Origin of the sequence: Streptomyces blattellae (genome assembly GCF_009709555.1) — a bacterium.
In the GTDB taxonomy this organism is placed as follows: Bacteria; Actinomycetota; Actinomycetes; order Streptomycetales; family Streptomycetaceae; genus Streptomyces; species Streptomyces blattellae.
In genome coordinates, this window is sequence record NZ_WJBG01000197.1 from 89,717 (window position 1) to 107,597 (window position 17,881).

Below are 17,881 nucleotides of genomic sequence, written 5' to 3' on the forward strand. Positions count from 1 at the left end.
GCTGGGCCCACCCTTCCCACAACTGTGACGCACGCCACTGACATTCCCCCACCTTGTCCAGATTCGCCCGAGTTCGCCCGGAAACGGGACGCGGGTGACGGATCCCACCCCACCGCCCGTTCGTAGGCCCGTAACAATGGACTGTGATCTCTCCGGTCTCCCCGATGCCCCGGAGCGCCCACCGGCACAGGCCGGAGGCGACTCCCTACGTCGACCTCAGCCGCACGGAGTGGAGCGCGCTGCGCGACAAGACGCCGCTCCCCCTCACCGCCGAGGAGGTCGAGAAGCTGCGCGGCCTCGGCGATGTCATCGACCTCGACGAGGTGCGGGACATCTACCTCCCGCTGTCCCGGCTCCTCAACCTCTACGTCGGCGCCACCGACGGCCTCCGCGGCGCCCTGAACACCTTCCTCGGTGACACCGGCGAGAGGGGCTCCCAGTCCGGCACCCCGTTCGTCATAGGCGTCGCCGGCTCGGTCGCCGTAGGAAAGTCCACCGTCGCCCGTCTCCTCCAGGCCCTGCTCTCCCGCTGGCCCGAGCACCCGCGCGTGGAGCTGGTCACCACGGACGGCTTCCTCCTGCCCACCAAGGAGTTGCAGGCCCGCGGCCTGATGTCGCGGAAAGGTTTCCCCGAGTCGTACGACCGCCGCGCGCTCACCCGCTTCGTCGCCGACATCAAGGCAGGCAAGGACGAGGTCACGGCCCCCGTCTACTCCCACCTCATCTACGACATCGTCCCGGGCCGGAAGCTCACGGTCCGCCGCCCGGACATCCTGATCGTCGAGGGCCTGAACGTGCTCCAGCCCGCCCTCCCCGGCAAGGACGGCCGCACGCGCGTCGGCCTCGCCGACTACTTCGACTTCAGCGTGTACGTCGACGCCCGCCCCGAGGACATCGAGCGCTGGTATCTGAACCGGTTCCGCAAACTCCGCGACACCGCCTTCCAGGACCCGTCCTCGTACTTCCGCAAGTACACCCAGGTCTCCGAGGAGGCGGCCCTCGACTACGCCCGCACCACCTGGCGCACGATCAACCGGCCGAACCTCGTCGAGAACGTCGCCCCCACCCGGGGCCGCGCCACCCTGATCATCCGCAAGGGCCCCGACCACAAGGTGCAGCGGCTCAGCCTGCGCAAGCTGTGACCGCTACCCTGCCGCCATGCTGCACCTCCGCCTGATCACACCGTCCGACCAGACCGACGCCGTGGTCCACCTGATCGAGACGACGGTCGGCACCACCCACCTCGTGGTGCTGCCGGGCGCGGCCCGCAACCCGGCGGGCGACGTGGTGCTGTGCGACGTCGCACGCGAGGCGGGCGACGAACTCCTGAGCAGACTGCAGGAGTTGGATCTCGACAAGCACGGGTCCATCGCCGTCGAGAACATCGACCTGTCCCTGTCCGAACGGGCCGACAAGGCCGAGGAGGAGGCGCCCGGCGAGGCCGCGGACGCGGTGCTGTGGGAGCACCTCGCCGAAGCGACGCACGAGGAGTCGACCCTGTCGATCACGTACGTCGCCTTCATCACGCTCGCCACGATGATCGCGGCCTGCGGTGTGGTCCTCGACAACGCGATCCTGATCGTGGGCGCGATGGCCGTCGGCCCGGAGTTCGGGCCGCTGGCCGGGTTGAGTACGGCGCTCGTCCAGCGGCATCCGCGCCTCGCGCTGCGCTCGCTGATCGCACTGGTCGCCGGTTTCGCCGTGGCGATGGCGGTGACCGTCGGCTTCAGCCTGTTCATGGACTCGGTGGGCCTGTTCACCCAGGAGAAGCTGGACGCCGACCGGCCCAACACGGGCTTCGTCTACGCCCCCGACTGGTTCTCGTTCGTCGTGGCGGTGCTCGCCGGTATGGCGGGCACCCTGTCACTGACCTCCGCGAAGTCGGGCGCCCTGGTCGGTGTCGCCATCTCCGTGACGACGGTCCCCGCGGCGGCCAACGCGGCGGTGGCCCTGAGCTACGGCGACACCGAGCAGACGTGGGGTTCCACCGAACAACTCCTCCTGAACCTGCTCGGCATCCTCCTGGCCGGCACGCTCACACTCCTGGCCCAGAAGTGGCTCTGGGCCACGCAGCGCGAACGTACCGCCAAAGCGGAGAAGCCGGTCTGACGGAGCAGCCGTACTTGCTGCTTGCGCAGGCCCTACCCGAGCGCCGACTTCACAGCGTCCGCAAGCCGGCCGGCAACGGACCGAGCCTGCTCGATGTCCGCCGCCTCCACCATCACCCGGACCAACGGCTCGGTCCCCGACGGCCGCAGCAACACCCGCCCGGTGGACCCGAGTTCCCGCTCGGCCTCAGCGACGGCAACGGCAAGCTCGGCCGAGTTCCCGACCCGGGACCTGTCGACATCCGGCACATTGATGAGCACCTGAGGCAACCGCTCCATCACAGAGGCGAGATCCCGCAGCGTACGGCCGGTCTCCGCGACCCTCGCCGCCAGCAGCAGCCCGGTCAGCGTGCCGTCACCGGTCGTCGCGTGGTCGAGGATGATGACGTGCCCGGACTGCTCGCCACCGAGGGCGTAGTCGTGCTCCTTCATCTCCTCCAGGACGTACCGGTCACCGACGGCGGTCTGAATGAGCGTCAGCCCCGCACGCTCCAGGGCCAGTTTGAACCCGAGATTGGACATCACGGTCGCCACGACCGTCTCCGCACGCAGCGCGGAACGCTCCCGCATCGCCAGCGCGAGTACGGCCAGGATCTGGTCGCCGTCCACCTCCGCACCGGTGTGGTCGACGGCGAGGCAGCGGTCGGCGTCACCGTCGTGGGCGATACCGAGATGGGCGCCGTGCTCGACGACGGCGGCCTTCAGCAGGTCCAGATGTGTGGAGCCGCAACCGGCGTTGATGTTGAGCCCGTCCGGCTCGGCACCGATCGTGACGACCTCGGCGCCCGCCCGCGAGAACGCCTCGGGCGAGACCCGCGCCGCAGCGCCGTGCGCCTCGTCGAGGACGATCTTCAGCCCGTCGAGGCGGTTCGGGAGTACGGAGAGCAGGTGGGCGACGTACTGGTCGAAGCCCTCGTCGTACGACTTCACCCGCCCGACGCCCGCACCCGTGGGCCGGTCCCACGGAGCCCCCGTCCGGTGCTCCTCGTAGACCGCCTCGATACGGTCCTCCAGGTCGTCGGCGAGCTTGTGGCCGCCGCGGGCGAAGAACTTGATGCCGTTGTCGGGCATGGCGTTGTGGCTGGCGGAGAGCATCACGCCGAGGTCCGCGCCGAGCGCGCCGGTGAGATGGGCGACCGCGGGCGTCGGCAGCACCCCGACGCGCAGGACGTCCACACCCGCGCTGGCCAGGCCCGCGACCACGGCGGCCTCCAGGAACTCCCCGGACGCGCGCGGGTCACGGCCGACCACGGCGGTCGGCCGGTGCCCCTCGAACGTGCCCGCCTCGGCCAGTACGTGCGCCGCGGCGACGGAGAGGCCGAGCGCCATCTCGGCCGTCAGATCCGCGTTGGCGACGCCGCGCACGCCGTCCGTGCCGAAGAGTCGTCCCACTTGTCCTCCATACGTTCACAGATCCCGGAAGGGGCTCGCATCCTGAAACCCGAATCTTGCAGCCCTCCAAGAATCTGATGAAAGCTCTGTTTGGAAAGCATCCGATCACGCCAGCCTTTGAGCGTCTTGTGCCGTTATACGCCTCTGGCTGTGATAAACGAACGCCCCGACGGCACTGTGGCGTGCCGCCGGGGCGTTCGGGGTACGAACAGGCGCCGCTGTGATTAGCGCTTGCTGTACTGCGGAGCCTTGCGGGCCTTCTTCAGACCGGCCTTCTTGCGCTCCACCGCACGGTCGTCGCGGCGGAGGAAGCCGGCCTTCTTGAGGGCGCCGCGGTTGTTGTCCACGTCGGCCTCGTTCAGCGCACGGGCCACGCCGAGGCGCAGGGCGCCGGCCTGACCGGAGACGCCGCCACCCGCGATGCGGGCGATGACGTCGTAGCGGCCCTCAAGTTCGAGGACCTTGAACGGCTCGTTCACTTCCTGCTGGTGCACCTTGTTCGGGAAGTAGTCCTCAAGGGTGCGACCGTTGATCTTCCACTTGCCGGTGCCCGGGACGATCCGGACGCGGGCGATGGCGTTCTTGCGGCGGCCCAGGCCGGCGGCCGGCTGGGGGTCGCCGAAGCGGGACGCCAGCGACTCCGAGGTGTACTCGCCCTCGACGGGGACCTCGGACTCGGTGGTGTAGCTCTCGATGTCGACGATCTCTTCGCCCTCGACGGGCGTCTCGACGGTGGTCTCGGCCACGATTCTCCTCAGATTCTCTTCAGTCTTAGGGGTGGCCGGACTTACTGCGCGACCTGGGTGATCTCGAACGGAACCGGCTGCTGGGCAGCGTGCGGGTGGTTCTCGCCCGAGTAGACCTTCAGCTTCGTGAGCATCTGACGGCCCAGGGTGTTCTTGGGGAGCATGCCCTTGACGGCCTTCTCGATGGCCTTCTCGGGGTTCTTGTCGAGGAGCTCGTCGTAACGGACGGAGCGCAGACCACCCGGGTAGCCGGAGTGGCGGTACGCCATCTTCTGGGTCCGCTTGTTGCCGGACAGGTGCACCTTGTCGGCGTTGATGATGATGACGAAGTCACCGGTGTCGACGTGGGGCGCGTAGATCGGCTTGTGCTTGCCGCGCAGGATGGACGCCGCAGTGGAGGCCAGACGGCCCAGGACGACGTCCTGAGCGTCGATGACGTGCCACTGGCGGGTGACATCGCCGGGCTTGGGGCTGTACGTACGCACGGTTCGTAGCCTTCGCTTCTTCAGTGAGTGGTCCTGACAGGTCACCGAAGACGATCACGACAGCCCTGACCGCACTGCGGTGACGCAAACCGCGTGCTGGTCGCTGGTCATCGGCCCGGTGGACCGGTGTAAGGGCCCCTCACGTGAGAATGAGCAAGCCAATACACATAACGAACCGCAAGCCTACCTGCGGCGCCCTGGACGGGTCAAAACAGCCTCGGGTCGCCGATGCCACCGTGACCTGTGAGACGGGACGACACACGGCTAGGTGCCCCGTCTAAGATGCGGCCCATGAGCTTTGGGCAGGGGGGGCCTCAGTCCCAGTGGGACCCCTGGAAACCGAATTCGCAGCAGCAGCCGTGGAGCAGCGGCGACGGCCAGACCCCGGACTGGGCCGCCCTCGCCGAAGCGTCGGAGGCCCGAAACAAACGCCGCCGACTGCTGTTCGTCGGCGGCGGCGCGCTGGCCACCGTCGCGATCGGCGCCGCCGTCGCCGTGGCCGTGGTGTCGGCGAACGGCGACAGCGAGGCGTCCGGCAACCCGTCCTCCCAGCTGCCGTCGACCGCCGACATCCCGAGTGCGTCCGGCAGGGCGGACCCGTCCTTCGCGCCGACCAGCGCGCCGCCACCGCTGGACCCGAAGGACTTCGTGGCCAGCGCGGAGAAGGACAAGGCTCCGCTCAGCCCGGAGATCCTCTTCCCGGGCACGCAGCTGACCATGGGCGAGACCTTGTACAAGAAGGGACCGACGGCCGACACGAAGAACTGCGCTTCGGCCGCCAACGCGGAGGGCACCCTCGGCAAGGTCCTCACCGACAACGACTGCACCCGCCTTCTGCGCGTCACCTACACCAGGGGCGGCGTCGCCGTGACGGTCGGCGTGGCCGTCTTCGACACCGAGGCACAGGCGACGAAGGCCAAGGGACAGGCCGACAGCAGGAGCATCGTCGCATCCCTGTCCGGCGGCGGCGTCAATGCCTTCTGCAACGCCGCCACCTGCCGCACGACCACCAACTCCTATGGCCGTTACGCCTACTTCACCGTCGCCGGCTTCACCAACGGCGAGGACGTCACGGACAAGAGCACCGAGGTCTTCAGCACGGGCGACGACCTCCAGGAGTTCACGTTCCGGCAGATCCGCCGGCGCGGCGAGGCCCAGGCGTCGGCGGCGGCGAACGAGTAACGGCTGACGGCTGGCCCGGCACCCCGCCCCGTCGGCGCACCCCGCGCCGGGGGACAATCACCGCACGTCGTGTGGGGAGGGGGCGGGGGGCCGTGCGGATGCGAGGCCGGATCCGGCTGGCCGGGGCCGCGGCGGGTGCCGCGGTGCTGGCCCCGCTGGGGGTGTGGGCCTGGCCCGACCAGGAGGAGGACGCGGCCGGGCCGCGGGCGGTGCCGACCGATCTGCGGGACCGTGACACGGAGGCGACGCCCGAGGCACGCCGGGTGTACGCGATGCTCGCGAACCTGGAGAACGCCGCCCGCCGCGGCCGCCCGAGCCGCACGGTGATCGGCCAGCACGTGGAGCTGCACAACGAGCGGTACAACGCCCGGTACGGCGACTACGAGGGCACCAAACCGCCGGGCTACTACTACGGCAAGGCCCGCGACATCACCGGCCGGCTGCCCGGCTTCGTGGAACTGGACCTGGGTCCCGGCTACGGCCAGCCCGGCTGGGCGGTGGGCCAGTCCCGTTCCTACTCCGGCGACTGGCCGGGCTGCCGCCGCCACTGGGGGTATGTCGAGGACGCCGTGGACCTCGCCGTCGGCGTGTGGGCGGGGCTGCCCAGGGCGGCCGACGGCTCGTACCGCCCCTCGGGCACGCACCGGGAGTGCGTGTCCGGGGCCGAGGTGTCCCTGCCGCACAACGGCGGCGCCCCGGCGGGCCTGGTCGGGTTCTCCTTCCACCAGCCGTACCCGGGCAGCCCCGTCAAGGGCTTCCCGCAGACCCTGCACCGCAACTCACCCGGCGCGCGGGACCCGCGCTGGTTCGCCCGGGTGGTGAGCCGGGGCACCGCCGAGCACCGGGCCCTGCTGCGGGACCTCGCCTATCTCGCGGACCACCTGGGCTACCTCGCCGACCAGGGCGTACCCGTGCTGCTGCGGCCGTACCACGAGATGAACACCGCGCCGGGCCGTGGTTTCTGGTGGGCGGGACAGGATCCGGCGGCCTTCCGGAAACTGTGGCATGTCACATACGACTACCTCGTGCACCGCCGCGGCCTGCACAACCTGATCTTCGTATGGGCACCGAACTCCTGGGACGGCTCCTACGGCCAAGAGCCCGGGGCGTACTACCCGGGCGGACGCTATGTCGACGTCGTCGGAGTCGACGACTACAGCGACACCCCGGTCGAGCCGTTCGGCGGCGAACCCTGGACCGAGGTGTGGTACCGCGGCCTGGAGGAGTACCAAAGGCCCCGGATCGTCTCCGAGTCCTTCCATGTCCCGCTCAACGCCGCACAGCCCAAGACCCTGGTCAGAACGCCGTGGGTGCTGTGGACGGTGTGGGGGCAGGCGCTGTCGTACGACAACGTTTCCGAGCCGCGGGAGAAGAACACCACAGACGACGTGAAACGGACGTACCTCTCCTCGCGTGTGATCACGGCGCAAGACTTGGCTTGATTAACTTTTAAACACATCTTCCTCACAACGGCGCCAAAAACCAGCCACGTGTGCAAGTATCGTTCTCCTGTTCGGCCGGTGGTTTGGGCGCCTGGGGGGCATCCGAGCGACGATCGGCCGGAATACGCCAAAGAGGGCGTTGAGGGTGGGGATCCCAGAGTGAAGGCGTCGTGGTGCGCATGGGCGTGCCATGGCTGAGATCTGTCGCTGCCTCAACGCATACCGATCTCACGGGAGTTCCGCAGTCGTCATGGCATCGACACTGGTCGACGGGGGTGTGCCGCATTCGCGGCACAATCAGAAACTGGCCAAGCGCACCGCGGCGTGGCGGCCGGGGATCCTGCCGTTCCTCATACCGCTGGTGGGACTGCTGCTGTTCAGTCTCTGGTCGTACACACCCTCCGACTCACCGTTGGCCTGGCTGATAACAGTCGCCTGGGCCCTGCCCGTCCCGGGTGTACTCGTGTCCATCCAGGGCTTCGTCCTGATCCGCCGCCGGCTCCGCAAGGCCCATCTGATGACCCCGCCGGCCCTCGTGGAGCAGGATTTCCTGATCACGCTCGTGCCCACCATCGGCCGGCATGACACCTACCCGGCGCTGGAACGTTCCGTCCTGTCCTATGTGGAACACCTCCCCGAGTGGTTCCCGTACATGCGGGTGGACGTCCTCACCGAGGAGGGCTGCGAAGCCGCGGAACGGATCGACGCACTGGCGGCGAGCAACCCCCTGATCCGGGTGGTCACCGTCCCGAAGGCCTACCAGACCAAGAACGGCACCCGGTTCAAGGCCCGCGCCAACAACTATGCCCACGAGCTGCGCATCGAGGAGGGCGAGGCGCTGGAGAACGTCTGGGTGCTGCACATGGACGACGACACCGGCGTGGGTCCCGACACCGCCGCGTCCCTCGCCCAGTTCATCAACCGCCAGCGGCGCGCGACCCCGGAAGAGGTCAAGCACATGGCGCAGGGCATCCTGACCTACCCGCGCGAGAACGCGGTCAGCATGTTCACGTGGTTCGCCGACGCCATCCGCCCGGCGGACGACATCGCGCGGTTCCGCGCCTTCACGGGACTCGGCACACCGGCTGCCGGCGTGCACGGCGAGCTCCTCGTCCTCCGTGCCTCCATCGAGGCCGAGATCGGCTGGGACTTCGGGCCCAAGGAGATCGTCGAGGACGCCCGGCTGGCCCTGACCTTCTGCCGTATCTACCCGGGCCGCAGCGACTGGTTCAACGGCCGCTGCTACGGCGCCTCACCGGCCAACTCCAAGGACTTCATCAAGCAGCGCGAGCGCTGGGCCTGGGGCCTGGTCGCCCTCTGCTTCAACCGCAAGGTGCCGCTGCGCTACCGCTGGTTCCTGACCATCTGCGTGACGAGCTGGATCCTCGGCCCGCTGCAGCATGTCGGCACGGTGCTCTTCCTGGGCTGGTTCATCGGCGACATGAACACCTCGCCCGTGACCCAGTCGGTCGTCGTGCTGTGGTCGATCAGCTTCGCCTATGTGATCTGGGCGTACTGGGAAGGGCTGCGGCTCAACGCGATCGCCTCCGCGAACGGCAGGCGCAAGTGGTGGGAGCCCTTCGCGGTGATCCTCATGCTGCCGATGTTCTCCCTCATCGAGGGGATCGGCGGCATCAAGGGCCTGTGGAAGTTCATCCGCCGCGAGGAGAACAAGTTCGTCGTCATCGCCAAGCCCGCCTGACCCGGAAGAGACCGACACCTCATGAAGCGCGCCCGCTTGCCTTTGCTTGCCGTGCTGCCCGTAACCGTCATCTCGTTCGTGGTCGCGGTCCCCTTCGTCGCCGGTGACCACCCGCTGCGCTGGGAGTCCGGCTCAGTCCTGCCCGAGGTGGTGCTGAATGGCGAGGACACCGGAAAGCCGAAGTCCTCGAACGGCACCGCCGCGGGTGCGTCGGCCCCGGCCACGACGGAAGTCGCCAAGGTGGACAAGGAGTGGAAGGAGGGCATGCCGCAGTGGGGCGTCCAGCTCTACTGGGAGGACAACCCCGACCATTCACTCGACTACGTCGAGAAGCAGGCCAGACTGCACTCCGACTATCTCGTCGGCCTGCACGCCAACTCCGTCAGCGTGAGCTTCCCCTTCTTCACCGGCGACCGCGACTCCACGGAGATCAGCGGGGGCGGCAAGACGCCCACCCCCGAGCGGCTCGCCCGGGTCCTGCGGATCTTCCACGAGGCCGGGCTGCGCACGACCGTACGGCCGCTGATGGACGAGACGTCCCTCGATGTGGACAACGGCGACTGGCGCGGAAACATCGACCCCACCGACCGCGACGCCTGGTTCGCCTCGTACGAGAAGTTCCTGACGCCGTATCTGAAGGCGGCGGACGGCGAGCAGGCCGCGACCTTCGTCATCGGCACCGAGCTGAACTCCATGGAGGGCGACACTCGCTGGGACGACCTGGTCGCCTCCGCCGAGCAGACCTTCTCCGGCGAGGTCGCCTACGACGCCAACTGGGACAACTACGTCTCCGGCCGCATCAACATGCCGGTCAGCCATCTCGGCATCGACGCCTACTTCCCCGTGGAAGTGGCGGACACCGCGCCCGTCGAGACGCTGGTGGACGGCTGGAACGACTGGCTGGACAAGAAGGCCACCGGTCCGCTGCCCAACATCACCATCGCCGAGGCCGGCATCGGCGCGATGAACGGCGCCTACCAAGCGCCCGGCGACTTCTACACCAAGCGCGCCGTCAACCCCCAGGTGCAGGCCAACTGGTACGAGGCCGTCTGCCAGGTCGTCCAGGAACGGCAGATGAGCGGCGTCTATTGGTGGTCGATCTACTTCGACGACGACCCCAACTCCAAGCCCGACGACAAGGTCGCCTCCCGGCTCGACTTCGCCGGACGCCCCCTCACCGAGAAGGCCATCAAGTCCTGCTTCACCTCTGACTACGCAGGCCCCGGTATCGACACCGCCAGCTGACCGAGCGAGGCCATCATGCAAGAAGCCATCATTTTGGTGGGCGGCAAGGGAACCCGCCTGCGCCCCCTGACGAACCACACCCCGAAGCCGCTGCTCAACGTCGCGGGCTCGTCCTTCATCCGGCACCAGATCGCCAAGCTGATGGACGCGGGCGTCGAGCACGTGGTGTTCGCCACCTCGTATCTCGCCAGCCTCTTCGAGGAGGAGTTCAAGGATTTCTCCCAGGAACTGAAGATCTCCTACGCCGTCGAGACCGTCCCGCTCGGCACGGGTGGCGCCATCCGCAACGCGGCCCGCCTGCTGCGCGGTCCGGTGGACGCCCCTGTCCTGATCCTCAACGGCGACATCCTGTCCGGCCTCGACCTGCGGGACGTCCTGGAGCGGCACACGGCGCGGGAAGCGGACGTGACGCTGCATCTCACCCGTGTCTCGGACCCGCGCGCCTTCGGCCTGGTGCCCACCGACGAGTCCGGACGGGTCCTGTCCTTCCTTGAGAAGCCCAAGACCCAGGAGGAGTGCGTCACCGACCAGATCAACGCCGGCTGCTATGTCTTCCGCCGGTCGGTGCTGGACTCCATCCCTACCGGCCGAGAGGTCTCGGTCGAGCAGGAGACCTTCCCCGGACTCGTCGCCGAGGGGCGGCGCGTGTACGGCCACACCACCGACGACTACTGGCGGGACCTCGGCACTCCGCTGGCCTTCGTCCACGGCTCGGCCGACCTGGTCACCGGCCGGGCGACCTCTCCGCTCGTGGCGCGGTCGGGCGAGGCCCTGATCCATCCCACGGCCGCCGTCGACCCGACCGCCCGCGTCACGGGCGGCTCGACGATCGGTCCGCACGCCGTCATCGGCCCGCGCGTGATCGTCGACCGCTCCATCATCGGCGGAAACGTCCGCGTCGCCGAGGGCGCCCAGATCCATGAGTCCGTGGTGGACCACGACTCCTCCATCGGCAGCGAATCGTTCCTCCGCGAGGCCGTCGTCGGCTGCCACGCGCACGTCGGCGCCCAGAACGAGCTGCCCGCCCAGCTGCGGCTGTCGTGCGGCATCCGCATTCCCGCCCAAGGGGTGCGCGTCAGCGGTACAGCTGTCGCCTGCCCGACGGTCCACTGAAGTCGCCGGCCAGCCCGGACAGTTACTGGAGAACCGTGACCCGCCATCGTTCAACGGCCGCGCAGACGGAGCGTCTTCGCAAGTACCGGCCGGACATTCAGGGACTGCGCGCCGTGGCCATCATGATGGTGGTCAGCATGCACGTCGGCATCCTCGACATCCACGGCGGCGTGGACGTCAGCTTCGTGCTCAGCGGCTTCCTCATCGGCAGCCAGCTCCTCGCCGAGATCGACAAGACCGGCAAGGTGTCCCTGAGCAAGTTCTGGGCCCGCCGCTTCCGCAGGCTCGCCCCGGGCGCCGCGATCACCATCATCGCCACCGCCGTCCTGTCATGGATCTACGCAAGCCCGTTCGTCTTCCGTGACTACATGTCCGACGGGTTCGCCGCCTCGCTGAGCGTCATCAACTGGCGCCTCGCCGAGAACGGCACCGACTACTTCGCGAACGACGGCAGCCAGTCCCCGTACCAGCACTTCTGGTCGCTGGGCATCGAGGAGCAGTTCTACGTCGTCGCCCCGGTCGCCCTCGTCGCGGTGGCCTGGATCAGCCGCCTCATCTTCCGCAACCGCTTCCTGGTGGCCGTGTTCCTGATGGCCGTGGTGGGCGGATCGTTCTACCTGGGCTACACGCTGACCGAGACCAACCAGCCCCTCGCCTACTTCAGCACCCACACCCGCATCTGGGAAATCACCTTCGGCGTTTTGCTCGCCCTCAGCGCGAGGTTCGTTTCCCGCATGCCCAGGGGGCTGGCCGGCGTCGTTTCCTGGCTCGGCCTCGGCACCCTCCTCGTCACCTCGATGCTCATCACGGACGAGACCCCACTGCCGGGGTACGCGGTGGCCGGTCCGGTGCTCGGCGCCACGATGATCATCGCCGGCGGATGCGCCAACCCCCGGCTGGGTGCCGAGAAAATCCTGGACAACCCCGTCTTCAACTTCATCGGAAACGTCAGCTACGGCTGGTACCTGTGGCACTGGCCCGTCCTGATCCTCTGGCCGCACGTCCTCGACCGGGAATTCACGTACTCGGACCGGTTCCGGGTGGCGTTCCTCTCCTTCTTCCTGGCGATCGCCATGCACTACATCGTCGAGAAGCGCTTCAGGGACAACGTGAAGCTCGTCCTCAGCCCCTGGCGTGGCATCCTCACCGGCGGCACGCTGACGGCCACCGCCGCCGTCGCCACGACGCTTGCCCTGCAGGTGCCGCTCAACCTCTCGCTCGCGACCTCCGGCAGCGCCGCCGCCGCGGGCTTCGGCGGCACCGAGTCGGTGAAGCAGGCCGTGAGCACGATGAGCAGCCCTGAAATCAGCGAGAAGGCACTGCTGAGCGCGCCGGACGACCGGGGCGACTACGGCTGCATCGACGACCTGTTGATCACCGGCTACTCCCTGCGCGACGAGTGCGTCATGGGCGACAAGGAGGCCGACCGGACCATGGTGCTGATGGGCGACTCGCACGCCTATCAGTGGGGCAACGCCTTCAACGAACTCGGCCTCAAGCTGCACGTCAAGGTCATCACGGTGATCAAGAGCGGCTGCAGCCCCGAGGTCTACAAGATCACCCGTGAGGACCTCGGGCGCGAGTACACCGAGTGCACGAGCTGGCGGAAGACCGCCCTCGACAAGATCGGCGAGATCGACCCGGACGTGATCGTCGTGACCAACCGCGTCCAGGAGACCACCACACGCGAAGGCGCCAGTGAGACCTTCAAGACGCTGAAGGCGACGGGCGCGGAGCTGGTCTATCTCACGGACACGCCGTATCCGAACTTCAACGTCCCGGACTGCCTGGCGGAGAACTCGGACAAGCTCTCCAACTGCAGCCCGAAGGCCGAGAACGTCGTCGACCGCGCCGAATTCCGGCTGATGGAACGCGAGGTGGCCGAGGACAACGGCTTCAAGGTCATCGACACGATCCCCGCGTTCTGTGCGGACGGCTACTGCCCGGCCGTGATCGGCGGACACGTGGTCTATTGGGACTACAGCCATATGACGGGCAGCTACGCACGATCACTGACGTCGTTCCTCCAGCCGGCCTTCGAGGAGATCCTGGCCGGCTGACCCCGCTACCCGCAGCACCCCGCCGACGGCAACGTCCGCCTGTTCCGCGCCTCCTTGTTCCGCGCGGCCAGCAACTCGTCGGCGGGGTAACCGACTTCCTCCAGCGTCAGCCCATGCGGCCGTACGACATGCACGGCGGAGTCACGCACCCCGGCGGCGAGGACCTTCCCCGGCCAGTCGGGCGCCCGGTGCCCGTCCCCCACGAACAGCAGGGCGCCGATGAGCGACCGCACCATGTTGTGGCAGAAGGCGTCCGCGCGCACGGTGGCCGTGATGATCCCGTCATCACCCCGGACGAGGCTCAGCTCCTGCAGCGTACGAATGGTCGTGGCGCCCTCATGCTTCTTGCAGTAGGCGGCGAAGTCGTGCTCCCCGAGCAGCCGCCGAGCCGCCTCGTTCATGGCGTCGACGTCAAGGGGCCAGTCGTGCCACAGCACATGGTTCCGCAGCAGCGGATCGACACCGCCGGGATTGTCGGTGACCCGGTAGGCGTACCGCCGCCACACAGCCGCGAACCGCGCGTTGAACCCCGTGGGCGCCTCCCTGAGCGCCCACACCCGCACGTCCTTCGGCAGCCTCCCGGCCAGCCGCTTGAGCAGCTTCCCGTGGTGCTCGCCCCACACCTCCCGCGGCAGGTCCACATGCGCGACCTGCCCCCGCGCATGCACCCCGGCATCGGTCCGCCCGGCCACGGTCAGCTCGTACAGGTCCCCCTTCGAGCGCGTCACCGTCCGCAGGGCGTCCTCGATCTCCGCCTGCACGGTCCGCCGCCCCGCGGCCTGCTTGGCCCAGCCGGAGAACTCGGTGCCGTCGTAGGAAAGGTCCAGACGGACACGGACGTAACCGGGTGCCACTTCATCACTCACGTGGAGATCCTCTCAGGAACACAAGAGCGGGCCCGCTCCTCGAAAGGAACGGGCCCACTGACGCGCCCCCAAAGGGGCGCGGGGAACTGCGCGACCAGCCATGACGAACCCGCAGACGCCGGACGCACAGTCCCCGCAGACGCTTACGCGTCCTTGGCCTCCTCGGCGGGAGCCTCAGCGGCGTCCTCGACCTCGGCGTCCTCGGCCTTGGTCACGTCGACCTTGGTCTCCTCCGCCTTGGCCTCCTCGGCCTCCTTGACCGCACGCTTGGTGGCGGCCTCGGCCTCACCGGTGGCCTCCTGCGCGACCGTCAGCGCCTCGACCAGCTCGATGACAGCCATGGGCGCGTTGTCGCCACGGCGGTTACCGATCTTGGTGATACGGGTGTAGCCACCCGGACGGTTCTCGTACCGCGGGCCGATCTCGGTGAAGAGCGTGTGGACGACGCTCTTGTCCGTGATGACCTGGAGCACCTGACGGCGGTTGTGAAGGTCGCCCTTCTTCGCCTTGGTGACCAGACGCTCGGCGTACGGCCGCAGGCGGCGGGCCTTCGCCTCGGTGGTGGTGATACGGCCGTGCTCGAACAGCGACTTCGCGAGGTTCGCGAGAAGCAGCTTCTCGTGCGCGGCGCTGCCGCCCAGACGGGCACCCTTGGCGGGCTTCGGCATTGTTCTTCTCCTGTGTGTCTGCCCCGGCCGTGTCAGGTACCGGGGTCAGTATCCGAGCAGGCGGTCGCCTGTCGGAGATCCAGGCCCCGAAGGGGCCTGGAAGGGGCGCGGGGCCACTACATCATGCGGCTCCGCCGCGCGGGCGCGACAAGTCACAGCGCACCCGCAGACGAAACCGATCAGTACCGATCAGTACTGCTCGGTCTCGACGAACCCGGCGTCGGCGTCGTCATCGGCCCCGAAGGCGTCAGCCGCAGCCGTCGGGTCGAATCCAGGCGGGCTGTCCTTGAGCGCGAGCCCCATGCCGGCCAGCTTCGCCTTGACCTCGTCGATCGACTTCGCACCGAAGTTACGAATGTCGAGGAGGTCCGCCTCGGAGCGCGCGACCAGCTCACCCACGGAGTGGATGCCCTCACGCTTGAGGCAGTTGTACGACCGAACGGTGAGCTCAAGCTCCTCGATCGGCAGCGCCAGATCGGCGGCAAGGGCGGCGTCCGTCGGGGACGGACCCATGTCGATGCCCTCGGCGTCGATGTTCAGCTCGCGGGCGAGACCGAACAGCTCGACCAGCGTCTTACCGGCGGAAGCCATCGCGTCACGCGGACGCATCGCCTGCTTGGTCTCGACGTCGACGATCAGCTTGTCGAAGTCGGTGCGCTGCTCGACACGCGTGGCCTCGACCTTGTACGTGACCTTCAGAACCGGCGAGTAGATGGAGTCGACCGGAATACGGCCGATCTCCTGGCCCACCTGCTTGTTCTGCACGGCGGAGACGTAACCGCGGCCACGCTCGACCGTCAGCTCCATCTCCAGCTTGCCCTTGCCGTTGAGCGTGGCGAGGACGAGGTCGGGGTTGTGCACCTCGACACCGGCCGGCGGCGCGATGTCGGCGGCGGTGACCAGACCCGGACCCTGCTTGCGCAGGTACATCACCACAGGCTCGTCGTGCTCACTGCTCACGACCAGCTGCTTGATGTTGAGGATCAGGTCGGTGACGTCCTCCTTGACGCCCGGCACGGTGGTGAACTCGTGCAGCACGCCGTCGATCCGGATCGACGTGACAGCCGCGCCGGGGATCGAGGACAGGAGGGTACGGCGGAGAGAGTTGCCGAGGGTGTAGCCGAAGCCCGGCTCCAGCGGCTCGATCACGAACCGGGAGCGGAATTCGTCGACGACCTCTTCGGTCAACGAGGGACGCTGAGCGATCAGCATGTGTGGATCAGATCCTTCTTTCGTGGACGCCCGCTATTTGACGTCCGACGGAAACCGCACCCGGTGAAAAGTGCGGGTACTGCAAGGGTAAGGGCGATACGGCCCTTGGAGAGCCGTACCGCCCGAACCCGAGCCTGCTCGAAGCAGCCGCCGTACGTCAGACGCGACGGCGCTTCGGCGGACGGCAGCCGTTGTGCGGGGTCGGGGTGACGTCCTGGATGGAGCCGACCTCAAGACCGGTCGCCTGGAGCGAGCGGATGGCGGTCTCACGACCGGAACCCGGGCCCTTGACGAACACGTCGACCTTGCGCATGCCGTGCTCCTGGGCGCGGCGGGCAGCCGACTCGGCGGCCATCTGCGCGGCGAACGGCGTGGACTTCCGGGAGCCCTTGAAGCCGACGTGGCCGGCGGAGGCCCAGGAGATCACGTTGCCGGACGGGTCCGTGATGGAGACGATCGTGTTGTTGAACGTGCTCTTGATGTGCGCGTGGCCGTGAGCGACGTTCTTCTTTTCCTTGCGGCGCACCTTCTTGGCAGCGCCCTGACGACCCTTGGGGGGCATCTGTTACTCCTACGGGGAGGTGGTCGGTCCTACAGCGAAGACCGCTGATGAAGCGTGGTCCGCTGCGGACTACTTCTTGCCCGGCTTCTTCTTACCGGCGATGGCGCGACGCGGGCCCTTGCGGGTACGAGCGTTCGTGCTGGTGCGCTGACCGCGGACGGGCAGGCCACGACGGTGACGGAGACCCTGGTAGCAGCCGATCTCCACCTTGCGGCGAATGTCGGCCTGGATCTCACGACGGAGGTCACCCTCGGTCTTGATGTTGTTGTCCACGTACTCGCGGATCGCGACGAGCTGCTCCTCGGAGAGGTCGCGAACACGGACGTTCGGGTCGATGCCCGTCTCCGCCAGCGTCTGCTGGGAAAGGGTCCGGCCGATGCCGAACACGTAGGTGAGGGCGACCTCCACGCGCTTGTCGCGCGGGATGTCAACACCGGAAACGCGTGCCATTCAATGGCTCCAGTTGTCGTTCGGAGGTCTTCCGCAGAACCGACTCCCAGCCGCCGGCCTCTTCTCTTCAAAGAGTAGGTACGAACTGGGTCCCCGGCCTCCGAACCGAGGGTGTCGGACACGAGGTGTCCGGGTTCCGCGTATTTACATAATCAGCTCGCGTCGCGCGAAGTCTCTGCGAAGGCAGAGGGTGAGGCCTGTTTGCGACTAGCCCTGGCGCTGCTTGTGGCGCGGGTTCTCGCAGATGACCATGACCCGACCGTGACGGCGGATCACCCTGCACTTGTCGCAGATCTTCTTGACGCTCGGCTTGACCTTCATGGGACTGAGGTTCTCCGAGTCAGAGGGATCTACTTGTAGCGGTAGACGATCCGGCCACGCGTCAGGTCGTACGGAGACAGCTCCACCACGACCCGGTCGTCAGGGAGGATACGGATGTAGTGCATACGCATCTTGCCGCTGATGTGTGCCAGGACCTGGTGGCCGTTCTGGAGCTCGACCTTGAACATCGCGTTCGGCAGAGACTCGACGACAGTGCCCTCGATCTCGATGGCACCTTGCTTCTTGGCCACGCTTCGCCCTTCGAATCGACTACCTTGATCGACCCCTGTGCGAGCGCATGCAGACATGCGGGTACACAAGAGCCGA

18 protein-coding genes are annotated in these 17,881 nt (G+C 67.8%); 8 read left to right on the plus strand and 10 right to left on the minus strand.

All coding sequences use genetic code 11. The features are described from left to right. The first annotated feature begins 164 nt into the window (after positions 1–164). On the plus strand, positions 165–1,142 hold the full coding sequence (gene coaA / locus GFH49_RS26690; protein ID WP_196218139.1) for a type I pantothenate kinase: 978 nt from the start codon (positions 165–167) through the stop codon (positions 1,140–1,142). A gap of 16 nt (positions 1,143–1,158) precedes the next feature. Further along, on the plus strand, positions 1,159–2,109 hold the full coding sequence (locus GFH49_RS26695; protein WP_155058629.1) for a TIGR00271 membrane domain-containing protein: 951 nt from the start codon (positions 1,159–1,161) through the stop codon (positions 2,107–2,109). A 32-nt stretch (positions 2,110–2,141) separates the two neighbouring features. Here GFH49_RS26695 and glmM read toward each other — a convergent pair whose 3' ends face one another. From glmM to rplM, 3 genes are all read right to left on the minus strand, one after another. Continuing rightward, positions 2,142–3,500 carry a phosphoglucosamine mutase gene (gene glmM, locus GFH49_RS26700; RefSeq protein WP_155058630.1) on the minus strand — a complete coding sequence of 453 codons (1,359 nt, stop codon included), beginning with the start codon at positions 3,498–3,500 and terminating at the stop codon, positions 2,142–2,144. Positions 3,501–3,724: 224 nt separating this feature from the next. Then, positions 3,725–4,246 (minus strand): 30S ribosomal protein S9, encoded by a 522-nt coding sequence (gene rpsI / locus GFH49_RS26705; RefSeq protein WP_155058631.1) that lies wholly within the window; start codon positions 4,244–4,246, stop codon positions 3,725–3,727. 41 nt (positions 4,247–4,287) lie between these two features. Next, the gene (gene rplM / locus GFH49_RS26710) at positions 4,288–4,731 is read right to left on the minus strand and encodes a 50S ribosomal protein L13 (protein ID WP_155058632.1); all 444 of its coding nucleotides are present in this window, start codon (positions 4,729–4,731) and stop codon (positions 4,288–4,290) included. 291 nt (positions 4,732–5,022) lie between these two features. Here rplM and GFH49_RS26715 point away from each other — a divergent pair, with 291 nt between their 5' ends. The 6 genes from GFH49_RS26715 to GFH49_RS26740 all read left to right on the plus strand — a co-directional run bounded on the left by GFH49_RS26715 (position 5,023) and on the right by GFH49_RS26740 (position 13,475). Then, on the plus strand, positions 5,023–5,913 hold the full coding sequence (locus GFH49_RS26715; protein ID WP_155058633.1) for a hypothetical protein: 891 nt from the start codon (positions 5,023–5,025) through the stop codon (positions 5,911–5,913). 98 nt (positions 5,914–6,011) lie between these two features. Continuing rightward, positions 6,012–7,355: a glycoside hydrolase family 26 protein gene (locus tag GFH49_RS26720; RefSeq protein WP_230396515.1), complete on the plus strand. Its 1,344-nt coding sequence runs from the start codon at positions 6,012–6,014 to the stop codon at positions 7,353–7,355. 250 nt (positions 7,356–7,605) lie between these two features. Beyond that, the gene (locus tag GFH49_RS26725; protein ID WP_230396510.1) at positions 7,606–9,057 is read left to right on the plus strand and encodes a glycosyltransferase family 2 protein; all 1,452 of its coding nucleotides are present in this window, start codon (positions 7,606–7,608) and stop codon (positions 9,055–9,057) included. A 21-nt stretch (positions 9,058–9,078) separates the two neighbouring features. Then, positions 9,079–10,302, plus strand: coding sequence for a glycoside hydrolase family 113 (locus GFH49_RS26730; RefSeq protein WP_155058635.1), 1,224 nt, complete (start codon positions 9,079–9,081; stop codon positions 10,300–10,302). Positions 10,303–10,317: 15 nt separating this feature from the next. After that, entirely contained in the window at positions 10,318–11,415 is a 1,098-nt protein-coding gene (manB, locus tag GFH49_RS26735) for a mannose-1-phosphate guanylyltransferase (protein ID WP_155058636.1), read from the plus strand. 35 nt (positions 11,416–11,450) lie between these two features. Beyond that, positions 11,451–13,475 carry an acyltransferase family protein gene (locus tag GFH49_RS26740; RefSeq protein WP_230396511.1) on the plus strand — a complete coding sequence of 675 codons (2,025 nt, stop codon included), beginning with the start codon at positions 11,451–11,453 and terminating at the stop codon, positions 13,473–13,475. Positions 13,476–13,480: 5 nt separating this feature from the next. On the opposite strand, the gene truA is transcribed toward GFH49_RS26740, so the two are convergent. The 7 genes from truA to infA form a co-directional block, all read right to left on the minus strand. Beyond that, complete coding sequence (gene truA, locus GFH49_RS26745) at positions 13,481–14,341, minus strand: tRNA pseudouridine(38-40) synthase TruA (RefSeq protein WP_155058638.1); 861 nt, start codon at positions 14,339–14,341, stop codon at positions 13,481–13,483. A gap of 143 nt (positions 14,342–14,484) precedes the next feature. Then, positions 14,485–15,009: a 50S ribosomal protein L17 gene (gene rplQ, locus GFH49_RS26750; RefSeq protein WP_155058639.1), complete on the minus strand. Its 525-nt coding sequence runs from the start codon at positions 15,007–15,009 to the stop codon at positions 14,485–14,487. Between the two features lie 189 nt (positions 15,010–15,198). Beyond that, a complete protein-coding gene (locus GFH49_RS26755) occupies positions 15,199–16,221 on the minus strand; it encodes a DNA-directed RNA polymerase subunit alpha (protein ID WP_003966937.1) in 1,023 nt (340 codons plus the stop codon). Between the two features lie 157 nt (positions 16,222–16,378). Beyond that, positions 16,379–16,783, minus strand: a complete 405-nt coding sequence (rpsK, locus tag GFH49_RS26760) for a 30S ribosomal protein S11 (RefSeq protein ID WP_003956432.1) — start codon at positions 16,781–16,783, stop codon at positions 16,379–16,381. A 69-nt stretch (positions 16,784–16,852) separates the two neighbouring features. After that, the gene (rpsM, locus tag GFH49_RS26765; protein ID WP_155058640.1) at positions 16,853–17,233 is read right to left on the minus strand and encodes a 30S ribosomal protein S13; all 381 of its coding nucleotides are present in this window, start codon (positions 17,231–17,233) and stop codon (positions 16,853–16,855) included. Between the two features lie 207 nt (positions 17,234–17,440). Further along, a complete protein-coding gene (gene rpmJ, locus GFH49_RS26770) occupies positions 17,441–17,554 on the minus strand; it encodes a 50S ribosomal protein L36 (protein ID WP_003998809.1) in 114 nt (37 codons plus the stop codon). A gap of 29 nt (positions 17,555–17,583) precedes the next feature. Continuing rightward, positions 17,584–17,805: a translation initiation factor IF-1 gene (gene infA / locus GFH49_RS26775; RefSeq protein ID WP_003948620.1), complete on the minus strand. Its 222-nt coding sequence runs from the start codon at positions 17,803–17,805 to the stop codon at positions 17,584–17,586. Between the last annotated feature and the right edge of the window lie 76 nt (positions 17,806–17,881).